Source organism: Octadecabacter antarcticus 307 (assembly GCF_000155675.2).
GTDB classification, from domain to species: domain Bacteria; phylum Pseudomonadota; class Alphaproteobacteria; order Rhodobacterales; family Rhodobacteraceae; genus Octadecabacter; species Octadecabacter antarcticus.
Genome location: NC_020911.1, coordinates 4,006,050 through 4,026,334, shown reverse-complemented (window position 1 = coordinate 4,026,334; position 20,285 = coordinate 4,006,050). Strand labels below are relative to the sequence as shown.

At 54.0% G+C, this 20,285-nt stretch carries 13 protein-coding genes and 9 pseudogenes; 6 read left to right on the top strand and 16 right to left on the bottom strand.

The genetic code is table 11. The features are described from left to right. Nucleotides 1-35: 35 nt before the first annotated feature. The 5 genes and pseudogenes from murJ to OAN307_RS28500 form a co-directional block, all read right to left on the bottom strand. Nucleotides 36-1,640 (bottom strand): murein biosynthesis integral membrane protein MurJ, encoded by a 1,605-nt coding sequence (murJ, locus tag OAN307_RS20610; RefSeq protein ID WP_015501434.1) that lies wholly within the window; start codon nucleotides 1,638-1,640, stop codon nucleotides 36-38. 845 nt (nucleotides 1,641-2,485) lie between these two features. Further along, a pseudogene (locus OAN307_RS20600) lies at nucleotides 2,486-3,232 on the bottom strand (transposase). A 64-nt stretch (nucleotides 3,233-3,296) separates the two neighbouring features. Further along, a complete protein-coding gene (locus OAN307_RS29205; RefSeq protein ID WP_187292504.1) occupies nucleotides 3,297-3,434 on the bottom strand; it encodes a hypothetical protein in 138 nt (45 codons plus the stop codon). A gap of 204 nt (nucleotides 3,435-3,638) precedes the next feature. After that, nucleotides 3,639-3,851: an IS66 family insertion sequence element accessory protein TnpB gene (tnpB, locus tag OAN307_RS31485; RefSeq protein ID WP_083903156.1), complete on the bottom strand. Its 213-nt coding sequence runs from the start codon at nucleotides 3,849-3,851 to the stop codon at nucleotides 3,639-3,641. Nucleotides 3,852-3,947: 96 nt separating this feature from the next. Then, nucleotides 3,948-4,264, bottom strand: a pseudogene (locus tag OAN307_RS28500) (integrase core domain-containing protein); the annotation flags it as partial. A gap of 135 nt (nucleotides 4,265-4,399) precedes the next feature. Between OAN307_RS28500 and OAN307_RS31480 the strand changes: the two are divergent. Beyond that, nucleotides 4,400-5,720, top strand: a pseudogene (locus tag OAN307_RS31480) (IS110 family transposase). 202 nt (nucleotides 5,721-5,922) lie between these two features. On the opposite strand, the pseudogene OAN307_RS27195 reads toward OAN307_RS31480, so the two are convergent. Then, nucleotides 5,923-6,831 (bottom strand): annotated as a pseudogene (locus OAN307_RS27195) (transposase); the annotation flags it as partial. Between the two features lie 205 nt (nucleotides 6,832-7,036). Next, nucleotides 7,037-7,594, bottom strand: a pseudogene (locus tag OAN307_RS27190) (transposase); the annotation flags it as partial. A 36-nt stretch (nucleotides 7,595-7,630) separates the two neighbouring features. On the opposite strand from OAN307_RS27190, the pseudogene OAN307_RS27185 reads away from it, so the two are divergent. From OAN307_RS27185 to tnpA, 3 genes and pseudogenes are all read left to right on the top strand, one after another. After that, a pseudogene (locus OAN307_RS27185) lies at nucleotides 7,631-7,780 on the top strand (IS5/IS1182 family transposase); the annotation flags it as partial. Nucleotides 7,781-7,837: 57 nt separating this feature from the next. Further along, nucleotides 7,838-8,098 carry a hypothetical protein gene (locus OAN307_RS20570; RefSeq protein ID WP_015501431.1) on the top strand — a complete coding sequence of 87 codons (261 nt, stop codon included), beginning with the start codon at nucleotides 7,838-7,840 and terminating at the stop codon, nucleotides 8,096-8,098. A gap of 79 nt (nucleotides 8,099-8,177) precedes the next feature. Further along, nucleotides 8,178-8,585, top strand: a pseudogene (gene tnpA, locus OAN307_RS20565) (IS200/IS605 family transposase). Nucleotides 8,586-9,078: 493 nt separating this feature from the next. On the opposite strand, the gene OAN307_RS20555 reads toward tnpA, so the two are convergent. After that, complete coding sequence (locus OAN307_RS20555) at nucleotides 9,079-10,365, bottom strand: glutamate-5-semialdehyde dehydrogenase (protein WP_015501428.1); 1,287 nt, start codon at nucleotides 10,363-10,365, stop codon at nucleotides 9,079-9,081. A gap of 40 nt (nucleotides 10,366-10,405) precedes the next feature. Then, nucleotides 10,406-11,185 (bottom strand): pyrroline-5-carboxylate reductase family protein, encoded by a 780-nt coding sequence (locus OAN307_RS20550; protein WP_015501427.1) that lies wholly within the window; start codon nucleotides 11,183-11,185, stop codon nucleotides 10,406-10,408. Between the two features lie 262 nt (nucleotides 11,186-11,447). Here OAN307_RS20550 and proB point away from each other — a divergent pair, with 262 nt between their 5' ends. Then, on the top strand, nucleotides 11,448-12,608 hold the full coding sequence (proB, locus tag OAN307_RS20545) for a glutamate 5-kinase (protein WP_015501426.1): 1,161 nt from the start codon (nucleotides 11,448-11,450) through the stop codon (nucleotides 12,606-12,608). Nucleotides 12,609-12,727: 119 nt separating this feature from the next. On the opposite strand, the gene OAN307_RS20540 is transcribed toward proB, so the two are convergent. From OAN307_RS20540 to OAN307_RS27180, 7 genes and pseudogenes are all read right to left on the bottom strand, one after another. Next, nucleotides 12,728-12,925 (bottom strand): NAD(P)-binding domain-containing protein, encoded by a 198-nt coding sequence (locus OAN307_RS20540; RefSeq protein ID WP_015501425.1) that lies wholly within the window; start codon nucleotides 12,923-12,925, stop codon nucleotides 12,728-12,730. Then, entirely contained in the window at nucleotides 12,925-14,436 is a 1,512-nt protein-coding gene (locus OAN307_RS20535; RefSeq protein ID WP_015500938.1) for a sugar ABC transporter ATP-binding protein, read from the bottom strand. The genes OAN307_RS20540 and OAN307_RS20535 overlap by 1 nt, the downstream gene beginning before the upstream one ends. After that, complete coding sequence (locus OAN307_RS20530; protein ID WP_015500939.1) at nucleotides 14,433-15,434, bottom strand: ABC transporter permease; 1,002 nt, start codon at nucleotides 15,432-15,434, stop codon at nucleotides 14,433-14,435. The genes OAN307_RS20535 and OAN307_RS20530 overlap by 4 nt, the downstream gene beginning before the upstream one ends. A 13-nt stretch (nucleotides 15,435-15,447) precedes the next feature. Then, entirely contained in the window at nucleotides 15,448-16,422 is a 975-nt protein-coding gene (locus tag OAN307_RS20525) for an ABC transporter permease (protein ID WP_015500940.1), read from the bottom strand. Nucleotides 16,423-16,477: 55 nt separating this feature from the next. Next, nucleotides 16,478-17,275 carry an SDR family oxidoreductase gene (locus OAN307_RS20520; protein ID WP_015500941.1) on the bottom strand — a complete coding sequence of 266 codons (798 nt, stop codon included), beginning with the start codon at nucleotides 17,273-17,275 and terminating at the stop codon, nucleotides 16,478-16,480. A gap of 91 nt (nucleotides 17,276-17,366) precedes the next feature. Then, entirely contained in the window at nucleotides 17,367-18,320 is a 954-nt protein-coding gene (locus tag OAN307_RS20515; protein WP_015500942.1) for a sugar ABC transporter substrate-binding protein, read from the bottom strand. A gap of 307 nt (nucleotides 18,321-18,627) precedes the next feature. Then, a pseudogene (locus OAN307_RS27180) lies at nucleotides 18,628-18,977 on the bottom strand (integrase core domain-containing protein); the annotation flags it as partial. A gap of 135 nt (nucleotides 18,978-19,112) precedes the next feature. Here OAN307_RS27180 and OAN307_RS20505 point away from each other — a divergent pair. Continuing rightward, a pseudogene (locus OAN307_RS20505) lies at nucleotides 19,113-20,249 on the top strand (transposase); the annotation flags it as partial. Nucleotides 20,250-20,285 lie beyond the last annotated feature (36 nt).

Below are 20,285 nucleotides of genomic sequence, written 5' to 3'. Positions count from 1 at the left end.
GTCCTGTTTCTTTGGTTCTTAAATACCTGAAATCCTCAGCCGCGGCGCATCGCAGCCTTGAATTCTGATACCCGAAACGCGCCAACAAGGCGGCCAATCAAGAAATAGCCAGCCATGCCAACGATCACCACAAACGCCAAAGCGCCGTAGCGGATTGTGTCCATGCCGAGTGCGGGACCGACCAGTAAGACGGTGTTCCACAACAAAGCCCCCATCAGCATAGACGCGAGCATGATCCGCCAGAAACGTGTCTTGAATCGCGCATCAAATTGCGCGGCGTCGCCCATGGTTCGGCTGCCGCGCCACAAGAGCCAGACCATGACCCAGCCCGCCAATGTGGTCGCAAGCGCAGCGGCGATATAGCCGATATACATCGACAGCCCAATCGCAATGCCTGCGTTCGCGACCATAGCAACGGCGGCGTAATAGAATGGCCGCTTGGTGTCGCCGCGCGCGAAATACAGCGGTTGCATTGCCTTTTGCAGAACAAACGCTGGAAGGCCGGCGCCGTAGACCATGACTGCCAATGCGGTGGCGGCGGCGTCATCTGAATCAAACGCGCCGCGTTGGAACAACACACTGACTAGATCTTGCGCTATCACGATCAACGCGACAGCGGCGGGGATCGTTAACGCCAGAGCCAATTCTGCTGCGCGGTTAAATGCGTCGCGCCCACCGTCCAGATCACCGGCTGCCAATCGACGGCTCAAGTCAGGGAGCAACACCACCCCCAACGCAATCGCAACCACGCCAAGGGGCAACTGATACAAACGATCAGCATATGATAACCACGCAATCGCGCCGTCATAAAAACTTGCAACTTGGCGACCCACCAAAAGGTTGATCTGCATCACGCCACCCGCCAGCATTGCAGGTGCTGCAATGACCGCCAGCTTGCGCAAATCAGGCGTCAGACGCGGCATCCGCAGTCGAAATGTGAACCCCGCACGCCGCGCAGCCCACCAAACCAACGCTAGTTGCGCAAGGCCTGCCAGCGGCACTGCCCACGCGAGGCTTGAGCCGATGTATGCCTCTCGGGTCATGAATGTGACGTTTGAACCAAGGTCGACGATTGTTGTGTTATCTAGTGTCGCGGCCCAGATAAGCGTGCAGATGAAAATCAAGTTCAGTAGCACAGGTGCCGCGGCTGCAGCCGCAAATCGCCCTGTCGCGTTCAAAACACCAGACACGAGGGCCGCCAGCGAGATGAACAAAATATATGGAAAGGCGAGGCGGCCGTATTCAACGGCCAGATCGAATCGCTCATCCCCCTTGAAACCTGACGCCATCATCAACACCAAGGCGGGCATGAATATCACGCCAAGTGCTGTGAAAATCGCCAGCACAAACGCCAACCCCATAAAGGCGTCCTGCGCAAAGGTTTTGGCGTCCGCACCAGCATTTTCGGTGTCTTGCAGTTTCTTTGAAAACATCGGCACGAAGGCCATGTTGAACGCGCCTTCGGCAAAAAAGCGGCGAAACATATTGGGCAGTGAAAACGCCACCAAGAACGCCTGCGCCACCGGACCTGTGCCAAGATAGCCCGCGATCAGGATATCACGCACAAAGCCCAAGATGCGGCTCAGCAACGTCCAGACGCCGACAGTCAGAAAGCCGGATATCAGGCGGATTGGTTTCATGTTTGTCCTGTTCAGGCCATTGGCGTGTTGCCGCCCTTTTAGTGGCAACTTATCGCAAACTCTACGAAGAAGTTGTGCAGGGCGTACTGTGGACGATTTAGAAGTGCAATAAATGCGCCACCTCGCGAGGGGAGTCCTGGGGGGCTGGGGATGCGAGGCAGCGCAAAAAAGGCGGATTGCTCCGCCCCTGTTCAACAATGTGCTTGTGTCTACGAGGGTCAGACCCACTTGGGAAAGCCCCCCTCGCGGTAGGTAATTCGGGATCAATTCGATATAAAGATCAAGAACGACCCCAAAACCCCTTAGTTGAAGTTATAGACGACCGCTATGCCAAGGGTGTTTTCTCCGTCAGAGAAGTTGGCGTCAGTCTGATCGTTATAGCGTGTCGCCTACAGGTCCGCAGCGCCAGCGGGTCTGTAAGCGATACGTTCACGGCCAAATTGTTGAACAATATTGCTGCGAATTTAGAATAGATTACGTCGGTATCATTGGTGAGATACATAGTGTCTGTGCGGTTTACGAATACGTTGGACGAGATAGATGCCGCAACTTCGTTAACAGCTGCGTCACCGACAACGTCTGCCGCACGCCAGACAGGATCTGCTTGGACGAACCACTGTGTGTCGATGCTGTTGAAGCATGCGGTAACCCACACCCACACCGGCAAAGATGTCTTTTGCGTATTCGCCAGCAGTTGTTGTCAGCCTGTCGATAGACACGTCAGATTGGCCGTAAGCAAAGAAGGCGTCAGACAGATTGCGGCGGTAGTCAACACCATCCAGAAAACGATTTTCTGAGATGACGCCTGTAAACTCCGGTTGAAGCGCAATTTCTGTTTGGTAATTCTAACCGTTTGATTTCTCGCTTTCCATCAGTTTTGCGCGGAAGATTTCAGCTGGCGTTTGATATCCCAGCCACGTGCGCGGCGTTGTGTTGAGGCGGTCGCAAACCGACCTCAAATATCGATTTGTGAACGCGGTGGGATCGGACTTGCGGGGGGGGGGGGGGGGTAGCGGCGCAGTCGATTGTTGGTGTTTTCGACCGTGCCTTTCTGCCAAGGAGACAGTCCTTCGATCAGGCCCTCTATGATGGGTTTGGACTGCCGCAAGAAGCTGACGTCCAGAGCGCTTGCGCATGCCACGCATGCCACTTGGGCTACGATTTTGGCGGTATCGAGGGAGATGCTGGTAGAACTTCTCAGCGTGTCCGTCTTTGGAATACGCGTACGATAGATCGTCTCATGACTGACGCGCATGGGATGACGCTCCAATTGCATGCGTCCTGCGATCTGTTCTGGCGAGCAACCCGCGTAAAAACCACTGCGCACAGCGGCCATGATGTCAGGGTCTCTGATCAGCTTGCGATGCACAGCGCGGCGCCCTTCATAACGGCTCTGGGCAACCATTGCATGATAGCCGTTCAGTTCTGGAATTTCCTCATCACGATAGTAGTCCCGCTTGATCTCGCGCTAGTATTGTCGAAGGCGCACGACACAGATTGTCCGCGATCTCTTTGATCGGTATCTTCGCGTCAAGCCATTTGGCCAGATCGCGTCGTTCGTCGAGGTTCAAGTGAGGGTCGCTGCGGCTCATAATGTAACTCCATGCAATTCAATACCTTGTTAAAGAATTTGCACTTCGTTGGTGAATTCACCGCCTACAACTTATCAAGCCGGATAGTGCGGTCTTCCTTGCGCTCGATGACCCGGTCTTGCTCCGTTATCTTCGCCTGCGAGGCCAAGATAATGGCCTTGAGCGCATCGATATTGTCAGGAATATAGGCAGGGGGAGTCATGCCTGTGAGTTATCAAAATTAAGGGCAATCCGCCCGTGCAAAACACCACCCAAGTTATTCTGCCGCAGCCGGTGGACGGGTCTTTAACGCGGTCACGCGACGCCAGTCCAGACCTGCAACCAGCGCTTCAAACTGCGCCGGATCCAGCCGTAATACGCCGTTGCGAGACCGCTCCCATCCCACCCGCCGACCGGCAGTGCATGTTTACATGCATGAGAGGGGGATCATCTTGAGCCGGTCAGCCCGCTTTGCACGAAAGACATAGACCGCACCGTCTAAGGGCTTTTTCTGCAAATGGCTCTGCACCAGCGTGGCCAAACCGCCGTGGCCTTTTGCGAAAGTCCACGACGGCCCGGCAGTTAATTGCAAAGCAATCAATGAGAGGGGGTTTGGTCGCCACAAAGATCTGCACCCCATGCGACGGGTGGGTCACAAGTAAGCCGCGATCTCAGCACTACGCATGGCAGGTGTCCTACGGTAATCCCCCCCTTTCTGACGGGTGGGGCAGTGAAACTACGCGGCCATCTTTAGTTTCTGGGCGGTCCACTGCCCGGCAGGGCATACGAAGTATGTCCCGAGAGGGATTATTGTAAGTCCATAACCATTGTGTGGTGTGTTCTTGCACCTCCTGAATGCTGTGAAAGATGTGTGTTCTGAGCCATTCATTAACTGCCCGGCAGTCGATGCTAAGCATCGAAGAGAGGGGCGAACCGTCCGATTGTATCGCTCGGTATAGGCATTCTGTTGGGGTTTCCTGGCTGGATGTAGCATAGGGTGATGTGATGCTTTGATGCCCATTCCTGCAGCTTTGAACTGACGTATTCCGGCCCATAACACCTTCGGAATATCGCTAATTTAAGGCTATGACTGCCTGCGCAGCCCCAAATAACGCAGCAGGTGGTCATAGCCGTGCCTCAGGTCCCTACGGTGGTTTTGTACAAACCACACCGCAAAGGAGACCAACTATGACCGATATCATTATTACACAAACTGCGCCCGTTTTGGTGGCCATCGATATCTCGAAGGCCCGCGACGAAGGTCTCATTGCTATTGCGGACAAGAAGCGCCGCCGTCGTTTGACTGTTCTGAACCAGCTAGACGACTTCAATCGTCTAATCACATCGCTTGCCTGCTACGGCCGCCCTGTCCGTGTAGCTTTTGAAGCAACGGGTAATTATCACCGTGCCTTGGCTTATCATCTTGCCGCAGCAGGTTTTGAGTTGAAGTTGGTGTCATCTGTGGCCCTGGCCAGAACGCGAGAGGCCTTGCACAACAGTTGGGACAAAAACGACCCTAAGGATGCCCAGGTCATTCTTCACATGATGGAGATCGGGAACGAGCAGTTTTATCATGCCCCCCTCGTGCGTGGCACTAACGACATCCAAGAGCGTTCCAAAACGCATGACATCGTATCCAAGTCGAAGACCGAGTTGTGGCACCGAGTTGTGGCACCGAGTTTTAACCCATTATCTGCCGCTGTATTTTCCTGAAGCTGATCGTTTCCATCGCAGTTCTCGCAGTTCTCGCAGTGACTGGTTCTTTGCTTTCCTTGAACGTTATCCGTCACCACACTTGATCTCAGCCATGAGCAAGGAGGCATTCATCGCTGACGCTTGGGATGTGGTGGGCCGCAAGGTTGCAAAAGAGCGTTTACTTTCAGATATCTACGAGACTGCCAAAGTATCAGTCGGACTGCCGGTTGCCGCAGATTCCGACGCGATAAGCATGTTCAAAAGGAACGTCAGAGTAGCCCTGCTACAGATCGCCTCGCAGCACACTAAATCAGGTCAAAGGGGGGTGGCCGGATGCCCCGGAACCCCCGGCCGGATCAAATCGGTATGGGTGGCCGGATTGCCCCGGAATACGCAATGCTTTGACAATTTTGGCAGAAGCTGGGGATGTACGGCGCTTTCGTCATCACCGGCAGTTTTCGAAGTTCTGTGGAATGGACCTTGCGACTATGCAATCAGGTACATTCAGAGGGCAAACCAAACTGTCAAAATATGGCAATGCTCGGCTTCGTCGAACGCTTTGGATGGCTGGACAGGTTGCTATTCTGCAGCGCACCAACAGCTTCCGCGACAAGTTCGAGCGCTACATCGCCAAAGACCGTCACAACACCCATTTGCGCCGAAAGGCGTACACCGCAATCGCAGCGAAGATGGCCCGAACCGTTCATGGGATCATCAAGCACGGCGAACCATATCGCCCCTTCTTTGAGGGGTGATCGACAGCAGTAGGACCTTTCTCTGTAAGGGCCGTGGAGGCAGACAACTGACCTCGTAGATAATGTTTAGGCCTTCTGCTCAACGACCCAAAGATCTCGTCTTAAGGACGGTGAGAGCCGCAAAAGCGTACTCTGTGTTTGTTATGGGAGAGACAGTTCGTTGACCAAAATGCCAAACTGAGCAATGCTTCTAACGTGTCGAGACGCCTCGATGCGACAATAACCTGACGCCAATTCAGCTAATCATTCCGCGCATAGGACGTTATCGACACGTATGGTTTGGGGTTTGCCGCGCCACTCGATGATCTGGTTCAGGCTCCGGACGACGCGTTCTGCGGGCAGCGAGAAGTCCACGTCAATGCACAAGCCTTCACGATTGAAGTCATCCAAGACGTTAAGAGTTCGGATTGATCTGCCGTCTGCAAGCTGATCCGCCATGAAATCCCCTCTCATTGATTGCACAGCAATCAACTGCCGGGCAGCGATAGACCAGGTCTCGTTTGGTGCATCAGGCACCGCTAACGGCTCGGGTTTGTCACGTTTGAGGCGATTTTTTGGCTTGATCCGCAGGTTCAGCTCCAGTTCACAGTAGATCCGCCTGACGGCCAGTGGGATACACGCGTTTGTGGTTCCAGCCGTAGCCCTGCACGTTGCGTAAATATAAAAAACACAACCCAAAGCCCCACGTGCGCTTGTTCTTGGTCAGGCGTTCCAGCCAATCTGCTCTCTCCTCATTCTCATCACTCAAGATCGGGCTGTACCGATAGCAGGTCTCGCTAATTTGGAAGGTACGACAGGCAAGTGCGATACTTGTGCCCCGCTGCATGACTGCATTCATGGCCATCCACTGGCCGGCAGGTGAATGGCACATTCACCGAGAGGGAATCGTCGGTGAGACGGCCTTAGCGCTTTATTCCGAGCGCCTCCTTCAGAAGATCGTCTCGGACATACTCATCGCAGCATACATCCTCTTGAGACGGCGGTTTTGCTCGGCCATGTCCTTCATCTCGGTGATCAAGGACGCATCCATGCCGCCGAACTTGGCACGCCACTTGTAAAACTGGCGCTACTCATCCCATGCTTCCGACACAGCTCAGAGACCGGCGTACCGCCCTCCGCCTGCTTCAAAATGCCCATGACCTGTGCGTCGCGAAATCGTGCTATCTTCATCAAAAAATATCCTCAGATATCTTGCGGAGAAAATTTGGGTTTTGAATGCCAATAATTTTAGGGAGGATTATGGCTTTATTGCACAAATCAGTTGAGGGGATTCATGTTGTGATTCCAAGGTGGTAGCATGTCGTTCATGAATAGCTGGACCGGCTTTGTTGCACAGTTCGGTCTGAGGCCGTTCTTTCCCTTACCGCAGATAGATTCAGCCTACGGTCTCGGTACTGGGGATGCCAAGGGCTGTGAAACCGTTCAGGATCGCAGCACGGATTTGGATCTGCGCAACCTGCCGGTCGAAATCACGGGCCGAGAGGCGCTGACCAAGCAGCTTCACACAATGCATTCACTGCCCGGCAGGGTATTGCGCAGCAATGTCCCGAGAGGGTTCGTTTCAGCGCGGCTTCGACGGTGGTACCCAGTCAGTTGCCGCCACAATGTGCGGCCCAGATATTTTGAAGATCGGACCGCTTCGTTTCGCGCTTGTGCCCCTGGAGTGTCGGACTTCCACAACTTAGCATTTTTGCGCGGCGGGATCACAGCATGAGCATTGCGGGAAGCAATCGCGTCGTGGCATTTGCGCGTATCGTATGCCCCATCCACTGCCTGACGGCGCATGTTTACATGCATGAGAGGGCGCTGTGACGCTGCCAATCTTCTCACCCGGCGGGATCTGATCAAGGAGATCGGGTAGAATGGGTGCATCACCAACGCCGTTTCTGGTCACTTCGACTGCGCGTATTTCCAGTGTTTTTCGTCTATCCCCCTCTCAGCGAATGTCCTATTCGCCTGCCGGGCAATGGATAAGAGGCGCTACAAACGACGCAACCGTATCGAGCGCATGTTCGGCAGGATCAAAGATTGGATACGCGTCGCAACACGCTACGACAGAAGTCCAACGGTCTTCCTCTCCACCATCATGCGCGCTGCAACCGCTATGTTTTGGTTATGAGTCCTGAGCCTAAGCGCAGTGCAGTAAAAGGAATAAATAAGTTAAGGGAATTTTTTAATGGCCAAACTGGCAAACACGACTGTTTACACGGCCGCCGCTAAGCACAAAGAAACGATGCTGGACAAAACCACTCGTATTGTAAGGAAAATGAACGACGAAGACGCGGAGATACGCCACGACAAGACAGCGCTGCTCCGCAAATCCCGTTTTGAGAGTGACGCTGAGACACCTGTCGAAGCGGTCAGTGTGACGTCCGGCAGGACGCGGAATAAGCGCTCATCAAACCCGTTAAGTTATCGAAAGATATGCCGAGTCTGACGCATCAGAAGCAAGTGCGCTCCAATGCGTATTTACTTTCCACCTAATGGAGATAAGCCACCGGCTTTGAGCCCATTCTATAGGATCACATATCAGACTTTATCACCGTTATCACGTCGTTTGGGCTGCGAAATATCGACATAAGGTTCTGCGCGGGCTGATGCGCGAACGGATCCGCGATATCATTCGACAGTCTTGTGCCGAGATGGGCGTGCATATTGTGAAGGGTGTTCTGACAGCTGACCACGTCCACATGTTCATATCTGTCCCGCCACAGATCGCGCTGTCCAAGGTGATGCAGCGGATCAAAGGGCGCTCGTCGCGGCGGGTTCAGATGGCGTTCCCAGAGTTGCGCAAACGGTATTAGGGAAGGCGGTTTTGGGCCCGTGGATATTTCTCGACAACGTCAGGGAATGTCACCGACGATGTCATCCTGCAGTATCTGGAATTACATTCCAATCGCGATGCTACCGGCCTCGGCCGGTAGTGGTTCACTTAAAAACTACTGGATTTTCTGCAACCGTTCTTTGAGTTTGTCGAGCTTATCAACCTCACCTGACAGGGTCGCTTTCAATTGTGATATCTCGCACTGAGCGTCATTCACGCCGACAGCGCGCTAAAACGTGTCTGCGACTTCACTTGAGCCGTTGCCTTCACCGCTGACGAGCCAGACCATCGATACGTTCAATAGACCTGCCAGCATCTGGATACGGTTAGCGTGCGGCATGTCGGCGTTTCTTTCCCAAACCTCGACTGTGTGCACATCGCGCAAAGTTTCTTGGACAGACCGTCTACGTTCAGAACTTTTGGGTGACGTGCGGCTGCAAGGCAGTCCCCGAAAGTAGCGTTGGTTTCGTTGAAATAATCGCTTTTCTCATGGCTTGCAGTGGACACTAAGTGCTCCATTTATGCTTTGGATTTTTGCTGAAAGCTGACCCTTGTCGACTGAGGTGTGAAATGCAAAATTGCGACCCTCAACTTCAAGGCCGTTGCTGGCCGCTTCCGAAAACCAAGTATTTGAAGCTCGTGAGCTGCTCTGCGCCGACTGGCCCACGGGCATGCATTTTGCCGGTTGCGATGCCAATTTCCGCACCCATCCCGAACTCTCCACCATCGGCAAACTGGGTTGACGCGTTGTGCATCACAACGGCTGAATCCACGGACGTCATGAAAAGTTTCGCCGCGCTTTTGTCCTCTGTCACGATTGCATCGGTATGGCCGGAGGAGTGCGCCTGAACGAACGTGATACTGGCCTGCACGTCATCGACAATCTTCACTGACATGATGTTGCTTAAGTATTCGGTGTCCCAATCCGCATCCGTTGCAGGGGTCATATCCGGCACGATCGCACGCGCCTGTTCGTCACCACGCAACTCGCAATCTCCGAGTGCGACCGTCAGACGTGGCAGGAACAGCTCAGCGATTTTGCGGTCAATCACAACACATTCTGTCGCGCCGCAAATGCCCGTTCTGCGCATTTTGGCATTCGCTACAATCCCGACGGCCTTTTCCAAATCTGCGCTTTCATGAACGTAGGTATGGTTGTTGCCGTCCAGATGCAGCAGTGTCGGTACCCTCGCTTCTTTTTGCACCAACGACACCAATCCACGCCCGCCACGTGGAATGACAAGGTCGACCGTTTCAGTGCTGTGCAGCAGCAGCTTGACCGCTTCGCGATCACGGGTGTCGACCAATTGCACTGCATCCGCGGGCAGACCCGCCGCGCGCAGTCCTTGGGTAAGACAGGCCGCGATCATGCGTGACGAATGAAGGCTTTCGGACCCACAACGCAAGATGACGGCATTGCCGGACTTGACGCACAGCGCACCTGCGTCGGACCCGACGTTCGGGCGCGATTCATAGATCATGGCAATGACCCCGATTGGCACGCTGATGCGGTCGATCTTCAGCCCGTTGGGCCGATCAAAAGTCGCTAGTGTGCGGCCAAGCGGGTCGTCCTGCTTGGCGATTGCATCCAACGCATCCGCCATATCAGCGATGCGGTCTTCAGTCAGTATAAGCCGGTCGATAAAGGCCGCGTCTTTGCCGCCGTCGCGGACACCTGCGACATCTTTGGCATTGGCCAACAAGATTTCAGACGAACGGGCGCGCATGACTTTAGCGGCATGTTGCAGGGCAAGGTTGCGTTGCTGTGCAGACGCTAAGGCGAGGTCGCGTGCCGCAGCCATGGCGCGCCGGCCTAGGTCAGCGATGACGGCTTCGATACTTTGCGCCGGGTCAATTTCGTTCATGACAGCGTTATTCATTGTTTGGTTCCCTTAATTAGGCACCCTGGGGGGCAGCGTTTTATTTTAATGCATCGGCGCGGGCGTAGGCGGCCTGAACGGTGTCATTCAACAGCGCGTCAAGTTGGCCACTCCGCATAAGCTGTTCCAAACCGGCCTGCGTCGTTCCGTTTTTGCTGGTTACCGAGTTACGCAACTCTTCCAAAGATGCATCCGACTGGCGCGCGGTTTCAACGGCCCCCACAATTGTGTCGAACACCAATGATCGGGCTGTTGGTTGATCAAAGCCCACAGATTGGGCGGCTTCAACATAACTGCGCATTATTTCGAAAACATACCCCGGTCCGCTGCCACTGACAGCCGTCAGTCGGTCAATCTCATCCTCGCTGGCCAATTGCACGCAGGTCCCTGTCAGCGCTATTAATGCAGTTATATCGGACCGGTGTTTTTGGGTGCACGTCTGGTTCGCGAACAACCCCGAAACGCCAAGCCCGACCATCGCGCCCATGTTTGGCATCACCCGAATGATTGCTGCGTCACCCACAACCCCTGCGATCGTCGCGACACTGCAACCTGCTGCGATGGACACAAAGCACCCACCAGATTTCAGCGCCGGCGCGTAATCTGGCAGGACATCTGCAATCATCTGCGGTTTAATCGCGATCAACACGACATCAAAAAAACCCACAGGCAAATCTGTCGCTTTTGACACATGCGTCACACCATCCGGCAGGTCCGTCGCGGCAGGATCAGCGACAGTTATGTGATAATCGTCTGTGTGGGCCCATTGACGCAACATCGCACCACCCATCTTGCCGCATCCGATCAAAAGTATCTTCATTTTATCTCTTCCTGGTTCGACAGCCTGTCCTGAAATCGCGCGGCAGTACCGCACACGCAATCGGGGCCGTTCATCATCGCATTCCGTTCGCCAAAACCTCGGCGCGCACCGCATGTTGGGCGGCGACCTATTTGCATTCCCACGTCGGGTGCATGTTATATGTCGGCGAATCATTAGAGTGAGCAGAGCTACAGGGCGGCGTCGCATGACGCAAATAGCCCCTGAACTTACATTCTAAATCAGAAAGTTACTGGAGGTCATTGTGCCCAAGAAGAAAAAAATCGTCGTCAAGATCGGATCCAGCCTGTTGGCAAACAGTGAAAGGCTCACCCTTCGATATGCCTTTATGAACGGCTTGATGAGCGACCTCGCACAGCTGCAAAAAGAAGGCTACGACATCATTCTCACATCCTCTGGTTCGGTGGCCTTGGGGTTGAATATGATTGGTAAACGTCCCGAAGATGCGGGTATTATGGACAAACAGGCAGCCGCTGCATGCGGTCAACCACTGCTGATGAACGCCTACCGTCAAGTCGCGTCAGAACATGGAATGGACGTTGGGCAGATGCTTGTGACCGCTGGAGACATGGAAGAAAGACGGCGCTTTTTGAACATCAAGAACACCATGTCACGGTTGTTCGAAAGCGACATCATGCCGATCATCAACGAGAACGATTCCGTGGCGACCCACGATTTGCGAGTAGGGGATAACGACCGCCTGTCAGCCAAAGTAGCCCAGATGATCGAGGCCGATGTGTTGATCATCCTGACCAGCGTTGAGGGACTGTATGATCGCGATCCATCGGACCCAAATGCAAAGTTCATTGCGGAAGTTAAAGACGTCAGCGAGCACCTGGAATCCACTACGGGCGTCAGTACGCTTGGCAGTGGCGGCATGCTGACTAAGATGCAGGCAGCCAGCATGGCGCAGAATGCCGGTGTGGAAACGATTATTGCGGACGGGATTATTGAACGTCCGGTGTCGTCTGTCCTGAAAAATGAGCGCCGATATACGCGGTGTCTCGTTACTGGTAAAACGGCATCTCCTCTCAAGGTCTGGCTCAGCAATCGGTTGCAGGTCTCTGGAACGCTCGTGGTTTCAAGCGAAGTAGCCGCGTCGGTGATTGCAGGTGACTGTGGGATCACCAGAGCAGACGTGATTTCAATCCAAGGCGATTTTACCAAAGGCGACGTGCTGCACGTCTATGACGAACAGGGAACGGAAGTGGCCCGTGGCCTGACGAACTTTTCCTCTGAGGAAACAATGCTGATGGCGCGCCACATTGATATGCCTATTGAGGATGTAATTGGCTACAAAACGAAGAGCGATATCATTGCTGCGGCGAATATGTTGGTCCTAGCGGGGAACCACCTACTTCTTGATGCACCAGAAGAGGACCAGAGAATTGTGGTCCCATTGTAGACAATCCGTCAAAAATCTCATTTGGCAAAGAAGCGGCATTGTTTGATCTTGTCCCCTTCGTCTTAAGTCCGTTTAGCCCAACAAATGCCGCGAGAACGGGACATCCACTTGATGTCAGATCAGGATATGAAAGCCATCTCCGACCAGCTCAGCGACAAATCACACGGGGTCACGGCGACAGACGCGCCAATCTCGTTCGCGAGCGCATCCGCTTTGTCCACCGATCTATTCCACAGCGTCAGATCATAGCCAGCCTCTGCCAGATTGCGCGCCATCGGTGCACCCATTCGCCCAAGACCTGCAAAGCCAATGCGCATCACGCCACCTTATCGTTGGTAATGCCCGAGATGGCCTGAATGAGGTTGTCTTCGGTCACTTCATCGGACGTAAACGTGCGCATAATTCGGCCCGAATACATCGCGATGATACGGTCGGCGACGTGCAAAACCTCAGGCATTTCCGAACTGATGACAATGACTGCATAGCCTTGCGCTGCCAATTCGCGGATCAGGTTGTGGATCTCGGATTTCGACCCGACGTCGATGCCGCGCGTCGGTTCGTCTACGATAAGGACGCTCGGATGCATCGACAACCATTTGCCAATGACGATCTTTTGCTGATTACCACCTGACAGATTACCCACCGTCTGCTTCCAACCCGGTGTGCGAATATCGAGACGGTCTTTGTATTTATCAAAGATCGCATTTTCTGCGCCCGGCGCAACGAAAGGACCGGATTTGAGGGTATCGACCTGTGGCAACGTCATGTTGTCACGACAGTTCATCCCAAGCACGAGGCCCTGCCCCTTTCGGTCTTCGGGGACCAAAGAAATGCCGCGCGAAATAGCGTCGATTGGCGACGCGATCCGCGTTTCTTGCCCGTTCAGCAAGATCGTGCCCGCACTGGGGTCGCGCAGGCCGAACAATGTCTCGGCAATCTCTGTACGGCCCGCGCCGACAAGACCGTAAAACCCCAAGACTTCGCCGCGCCTGACCTCAAAGCTGATGTCGTGGAACAGATCGCCACACGACAACCCACGGACTTCCAGCGCGACATCCCCCAATTCGTGATGGACGGCGTTGCGCGACAGATCGAGCTTTCGCCCGATCATCATTTGCGTCACCTGATCTTCATCGGTTTCAGCAGTGATCGCAGTGCCGGTATGTTGACCGTCGCGCAGCACGCTAATGCGGTCGGTGATCTTGAAAATCTCTTCCATCCGATGGGAGATATAGATGATGCCCACCCCGCGGGATTTGAGGTCGGTGATGACATCAAACAACACGACCTTTTCTGCGTCTGTCAGGGATGCTGTCGGTTCGTCAAAAATCACGGCTTTGGCATCGACAGTCAGTGCACGCGCAATTTCGACCATCTGTTGATTGGCGATGGACAGACTGCCAACGATAGTTTTTGCATTGAACCCGACGTTTAAGCGGGCAAGAATTTCGTCCGTTTTCGCATAAAGCGACGCCCAATCGACGCGGCCAAAACGTTTCAACGGCAGTTCACCCAGATAGACATTTTCGGCCACAGACAATTCCTGCGCGAGGCTGAGTTCTTGGTGAATGAACAAGATCCCCTTCGCCTTTGCCTCAAGCGGTGAGGCCATAACAACGGGGGTCTCATTGACGATAATTTGGCCTTCGTTGGGCTGATAGATACCACCAAGGACCTTCATCAAAGTCGATTTTCCAGCACCGTTTTCGCCCATCAACGCATGGACTTCACCGGGCATCACGTCGAACGACACGCCGTCAAGCGCGCGCACACCGGGGAAGGTTTTGACGATCCCTTCAAGGCGGAGGGCGGGGATTTGATCACTCATATCTTCAACTCCTCTTTGCCTTTGGCGTTCAACTGGCGATCAAGGATCAGCACAGCGATCAAGATGATCCCGATCACGAGGTTCACAGTCGATGTATCCGCCCCGATATGGCCCAGACCCTTGCGCAACAGCTGGATCGCGATGACCCCGCCAAAAGTCGAAATGATCGACCCCGCGCCACCCGTCAGCTTGGTGCCACCAAGAACAACGGCTGTGATGACCCAAAGTTCATAGAGCTGGCCGTCGTTGGGATTTACCGATCCACTTTCCGAATAAAATACCACCGCAGACAGCGCGGCCAGAAATCCGATGATCATGAAGTTGATTAGCATATGGGGTCCGACGCGGATGCCCGCATTTACGGCCGCCTCGCGGTTGTCACCAATGGCATAAGCGTTTCGACCGTGGACTGTGCGGGTCATGATAAACCAGATGATCGCCGTAACAATCAGCAAGAACCACGTCGCCGTGTGCAGCCCCAGAAACTCAAGTTCCGCGAAATCCACCAGCGTCCAGTTCAGGTGTGATGTGGGATTTTCACCGTTATACATGAACACCAGCCCGCGATAGCCAAGCATGGAGCCAAGTGTCACGATGAAGGCATCAACGCCAGTTTTCCACACGATCAGACCGTTGATGAACCCCAGTGTAATTCCCGTCAGCAGGGCCAGCAGCCATGAGACAGGGATCACCCAATTGCCAAGGCCCGCAAAGATCGGCCACGTCATGGAATCCAGTAAAATTATCCCCGACAGGGCAAAGATCGCCCCGACGCTCAGGTCGATGTTACCGTTGATCATGATAATGGTCATGCCAATCGCAATGATGCCGATGGGGGCAGATTGCTTTAGCAACAACAGCATGTTGTCGATATCCATGAACGCCTTGTCTGTGATCGACAGGAATTCGCCTGCAACGGAAAAGAAGATCAGTTCCAGCACGATGAAGCCCCAAATGGCGCCTTTGCTTAAATAGGTTGAGAGTTTTCCAGCTTGCATGTGTCCCGCCCCCCTAAGCGATCGTTGACCAGAACTTGCCGCGCTTGGCTGCTATATCGAGCCAGACTGCAAGGATGATGATGACCCACGTCACAACGAACTGGACGTAGAACTGAAGCCCCACGAGCAGCAGACCATTTTGGATAAACCCAAGGATCAACACCCCGATGAGCGTTTTGAAAATTGTACCGGACCCGCCAAGCAGGGACGCACCGCCAAGGATGACAGCCGCCAGAACTTCAAGTTCCAACCCCTGCCCAACAGTATTTTGTGACCCCATCGAACGGCTGGCTTGGATCAGTCCCGCCGTCGCGACGCAGGCCGCAGAGATGACGTAGCAATAAAATACAGTGCGCGCGCGCGGGATACCGGAGAACGTCGCCGCCGTGCCGTTGCCACCCACCGCATAGACTTTGCGCCCAAATGGGGTCCTCGCCAGCACCAAGCCCAGGAAGGCAGCCACCAATAGGAACATAATAATCGGCACCGGAATACCCAGCGCCGTGCCCTGCCCGAAGACGCTGAACCACGTGCCTTGTTTGTCGACAATATCCATATTTTTGCCACCCGAATAGGTCAGCGTAAGCCCGTGGATCGCCGACAACATGCCAAGCGTGACGATGAGTGAATTGAGCTTGAGGTAGCCGACAAGAAACCCGATCAGCGCCCCCAGCGCGATGGTCATAGCAAACATCAGCGGGATGGCGATTGCGGGGCCGACCTTGTCGTGCAAATCCAGCACAACGATGGTGGAAAAAGACATCATCGACCCGACGGACAGGTCCAGATTGCCGCTGATGACCACGAATGTAACCCCCAACGCCATGACGCCTAAAATTGCGGACGAACGCACGACGCTCAGCACGTTATCAGCGCTCAGGAATTTTTCGTTGGCCAGCGTGAAGCCAATGATAAAAAGTGCGAAGGCGATCAAGATACCTTGCCGCGCTAAGATGCCGCCAATCTGTGCTTTTGACATTCCGGCCATTGGTCCTCCCTTTCGCCTGCCTTAGCAGACGCCCCTTTGGGGTTGATGCGTAACGCTAAACCAGCGTCATGCCTCCGTCGATCATGATGATTTGGCCAGTCATATAGTCACTGTCTTTTGATGCCAGAAAAGTGGTTGTTCCGGTGATGTCATCTGGTGTGGCCACGCGGCCTTTCAGGATGTCGGTTGAGAATTCTTCCATCGCTTGGCCGGGGCGTTCAGACGCGCCGATTGCCATCAAATCTTGATCCACTTGGTCCCACATTTCGGTCGCCACGACGCCCGGTGCAAAGCCGGTGACGGTAATGGCATGCTTGGCCAGATCGCGCGCGCCCGATTGGGTCAACGACACGACGGCCCATTTACTGGCACAATACGGGGCGACGTTGTCGTATCCCTGACGGCTGGCGACGGAGGCGGTGTTAATGATCTTACCGCCATGCCCTTGGGCAATCATCTGACGAGCAGCTTCTTGCATGCCAATCAGCACACCAAGGCCATTGATATCCATAATGAACTTCCAGTTCGCCTCCGTCACATCAAGAAAATTCATTGGGCGGTTCACGCCCGCATTATTGAATTTGACATCCAGTTTGCCGAAGACTGACACAGTGTGGTCAATCATGGCACGGACTTGTTCGCGGTTGGCTACATCAACAGGGTAATGCGTGATCTTGGCGCCAGTATTGGCGGCGCGGGTTGCATTGGCTTCAACAACATCGCCCAACCGCTCCGCATTGATGTCGGCGAAACAAACGTCAGCGCCTTCATCTAAAAGCGACTCCCCGATGGCACGCCCGATACCTTGTGCGGCCCCTGTAACAATACAGGATCGGCCCGAAACACGCCCCATGGTGCCCCTCCCCATTCGAAAATAATTTTGTGGATTTTAGTCGCAATGCGCGGGGCGGGTGCCCGCCCCGCGCATTCAGTATGAGGCTCTTTTAGAATACAGGCTTGGTGTAATCGCCCATGTTGTCCTGCGTGATCTTCGGTGTGTCGAAGTAGTTCAGGAACGGCAGCTCTTCGCCTGCAAGGAGATCCAAAGCAGTTTTCAAAGCAGCTTCTGCGTCGTCAACTGGGGACTGATAGATCGAACCCCAATATTCGCCACGGCCCATGGCCTCGTAGCCGACTGCGAAGTTTGTAGCGCCCACAAACGTGATACCGTCTGTGCGGCCTGCCGCGTTTGCGGCATTCAATGCGCCTACGCCCATGTTGTCGTCACCAGCGTAAACGCCGTCGATGTCGTCATACTTCACAAGAAACGCTTCCATGACCTGCTGGGACTTTTCGCGGTTCCAATCGCCAGGCTGTGTTTCAACAAGCGTGACGTTCGGGCAAACTTCGGGAAGGCGATCTTCAAAGCCTTTGGCGCGCTCGATGGCCGTTGTGTAGCCAGGCTGACCAGAGATTTGCACAACGCGTGCGTCGCCTTGGATGCCGAGTGCAGTGAAACGCTCACACATTATCTCAGCTGAGCGTGAACCCTGCGTGATGTTGTCAGGGCCAGAGAAGGACGAGACAAATTCAAAGCCGGCTTCGGCGATGTTGGAATTCGTCACGACCACAGGGATACCCGCCTGAAACGCTTTGCGCACGGCTGGGATCACTGCTTCGCCGTTGGTTGGCCAGATGATGATCGCATCAACTTCTTGTTGGATCAGGTCTTCCATTTGGGCAATTTGGCGCGCCACGTCGCCGCCGGCATCCAAAACCACGACTTCAACATCAGGATTGGCTTCTGCAGCAGCGATAAACGACTGCTCATATGTTGTTTGGTAGCTGTCTACACCGACGTTGTTTTGGGTGATACCGATTGTCATCGTCTCCGCTGCGGCAGCGGTGCCAAGAAGCGCAGTTGTGCAGACGAGTGCTGCTTTTGTGGTGAAATTCATAGTGGGTCCTCCCAGACTCTTAAGTTGTAAGCGGTCGCCGCTGTCCTCACAGCCCAGAGAATCATTCTGGTGCAACCTACCCCACATCATCCCCTAATTTATCGGCCTCTTGATGCTGCACTTTACATCCATTTTGGATGTTTTAGTATCCAAAATGGATTTTTTCGCGGTACTCAACTTACTCCAAATTGAACATCTTAGGAGCGAAGCAATGCACAAAACGATTCCCGATACATCAAAAGCAAAGCGAACCAGGACTGTGAACATGGTAGCCCCCCCCATTTCTAACGGGGTGGTGCAGTAGAACTTACGCGGCCATCTTTAGTTTCTGGGCGGGTGTTGTGCCGCCCATGCCCATATTGGGGCGGTCCACTGCCCGGCAGGGCATACGAAGTATGCTCCCGAGAGGGATTGTTGTAAGTCCATAGCCATTGTGTGGCGAAGTCTTGCGCCTCCGGTATGTTTTCAATGATATGTTGGTCCAGCCATTCATGCCTAACCGCGCGGTTATAGCGCTCGATGCAAGTGGTCTGTTGCGGCTTTCCCATTGCGCGGCAATGCATGTTTACATGCATGAGAGTGCGGTTGGATATACTGGATGGTAATACCTTGTTTTTCAGCCCATTCCTGCAGCTTCCCACTGATGTATTCCGGCCCATAACACCTTCGGAATATCGCTAATTTAAGGCTATGACTGCCTGCGCAGCCCCAAATAACGCAGCAGGTGGTCATAGCTTTGCCTCAGGTCCCTACGGTGGTTTTGTACAAACCACACCGCAAAGGAGACCAACTATGACCGATATCATTATTACACAAACTGCGCCCGTTTTGGTGGCCATCGATATCTCGAAGGCCCGCGACGAAGTTCTCATTGCTATTGCGGACAAGAAGCGCTGCCGTCGTTTGACTGTTCTGAACCAGCTAGACGACTTCAATCGTCTAATCACATCGCTTGCCTGCTACGGCCGCCCTGTCCGTGTAGCTTTTGAAGCAACGGGTAATTATCACCGTGCCTTGGCTTATCATCTTGCCGCAGCAGGTTTTGAGTTGAAGTTGGTGTCATCTGTGGCCCTGGCCAGAACGCGAGAGGCCTTGCACAACAGTTGGGACAAAAACGACCCTAAGGATGCCCAGGTCATTCTTCACATGATGGAGATCGGGAACGAGCAGTTTTATCATGACCCCCTCGTGCGTGGCACTAACGACATCCAAGAGCGTTCCAAAACGCATGACATCGTATCCAAGTCGAAGACCGAGTTGTGGCACCGAGTTGTGGCACCGAGTTGTGGCACCGAGTTTTAACCCATTATCTGCCGCTGTATTTTCCTGAAGCTGATCGTTTCCATCGCAGTTCTCGCAGTTCTCGCAGTGACTGGTTCTTTGCTTTCCTTGAACGTTATCCGTCACCACACTTGATCTCAGCCATGAGCAAGGAGGCATTCATCGCTGACGCTTGGGATGTGGTGGGCCTCAAGGTTGCAAAAGAGCGTTTACTTTCAGATATCTACGAGACTGCCAAAGTATCAGTCGGACTGCCGGTTGCCGCAGATTCCGACGCGATAAGCATGTTCAAAAGGAACGTCAGAGTAGCCCTGCTACAGATCGCCTCGCAGCACACTAAATCAGGTCAAAGGGGGGTGGCCGGATGCCCCGGAACCCCCGGCCGGATCAAATCGGTATGGGTGGCCGGATTGCCCCGGAATACGCAATGCTTTGACAATTTTGGCAGAAGCTGGGGATGTACGGCGCTTTCGTCATCACCGGCAGTTTTTGAAGTTCTGTGGAATGGACCTTGCGACTATGCAATCAGGTACATTCAGAGGGCAAACCAAACTGTCAAAATATGGCAATGCTCGGCTTCGTCGAACGCTTTGGATGGCTGGACAGGTTGCTATTCTGCAGCGCACCAACAGCTTCCGCGACAAGTTCGGTCTGCAAAACTGGCGATTCACAAAAGGTCTTTTG

Excerpts from the sequence above, each read along its gene's own strand:
- murJ (WP_015501434.1), bottom strand. The coding sequence starts at position 1,640 with ATGAAACCAATCCGCCTGATATCCGGCTTTCTGACTGTCGGCGTCTGG.
- OAN307_RS29205 (WP_187292504.1), bottom strand. The coding sequence starts at position 3,434 with ATGACTCCCCCTGCCTATATTCCTGACAATATCGATGCGCTCAAGGCC.
- tnpB (WP_083903156.1), bottom strand. The coding sequence starts at position 3,851 with ATGGGGTGCAGATCTTTGTGGCGACCAAACCCCCTCTCATTGATTGCT.
- OAN307_RS20570 (WP_015501431.1), top strand. The coding sequence starts at position 7,838 with ATGGCCAAACTGGCAAACACGACTGTTTACACGGCCGCCGCTAAGCAC.
- OAN307_RS20555 (WP_015501428.1), bottom strand. The coding sequence starts at position 10,365 with ATGAATAACGCTGTCATGAACGAAATTGACCCGGCGCAAAGTATCGAA.
- OAN307_RS20550 (WP_015501427.1), bottom strand. The coding sequence starts at position 11,185 with ATGAAGATACTTTTGATCGGATGCGGCAAGATGGGTGGTGCGATGTTG.
- OAN307_RS20540 (WP_015501425.1), bottom strand. The coding sequence starts at position 12,925 with ATGCGCATTGGCTTTGCAGGTCTTGGGCGAATGGGTGCACCGATGGCG.
- OAN307_RS20535 (WP_015500938.1), bottom strand. The coding sequence starts at position 14,436 with ATGAGTGATCAAATCCCCGCCCTCCGCCTTGAAGGGATCGTCAAAACC.
- OAN307_RS20530 (WP_015500939.1), bottom strand. The coding sequence starts at position 15,434 with ATGCAAGCTGGAAAACTCTCAACCTATTTAAGCAAAGGCGCCATTTGG.
- OAN307_RS20525 (WP_015500940.1), bottom strand. The coding sequence starts at position 16,422 with ATGGCCGGAATGTCAAAAGCACAGATTGGCGGCATCTTAGCGCGGCAA.
- OAN307_RS20520 (WP_015500941.1), bottom strand. The coding sequence starts at position 17,275 with ATGGGGCGTGTTTCGGGCCGATCCTGTATTGTTACAGGGGCCGCACAA.
- OAN307_RS20515 (WP_015500942.1), bottom strand. The coding sequence starts at position 18,320 with ATGAATTTCACCACAAAAGCAGCACTCGTCTGCACAACTGCGCTTCTT.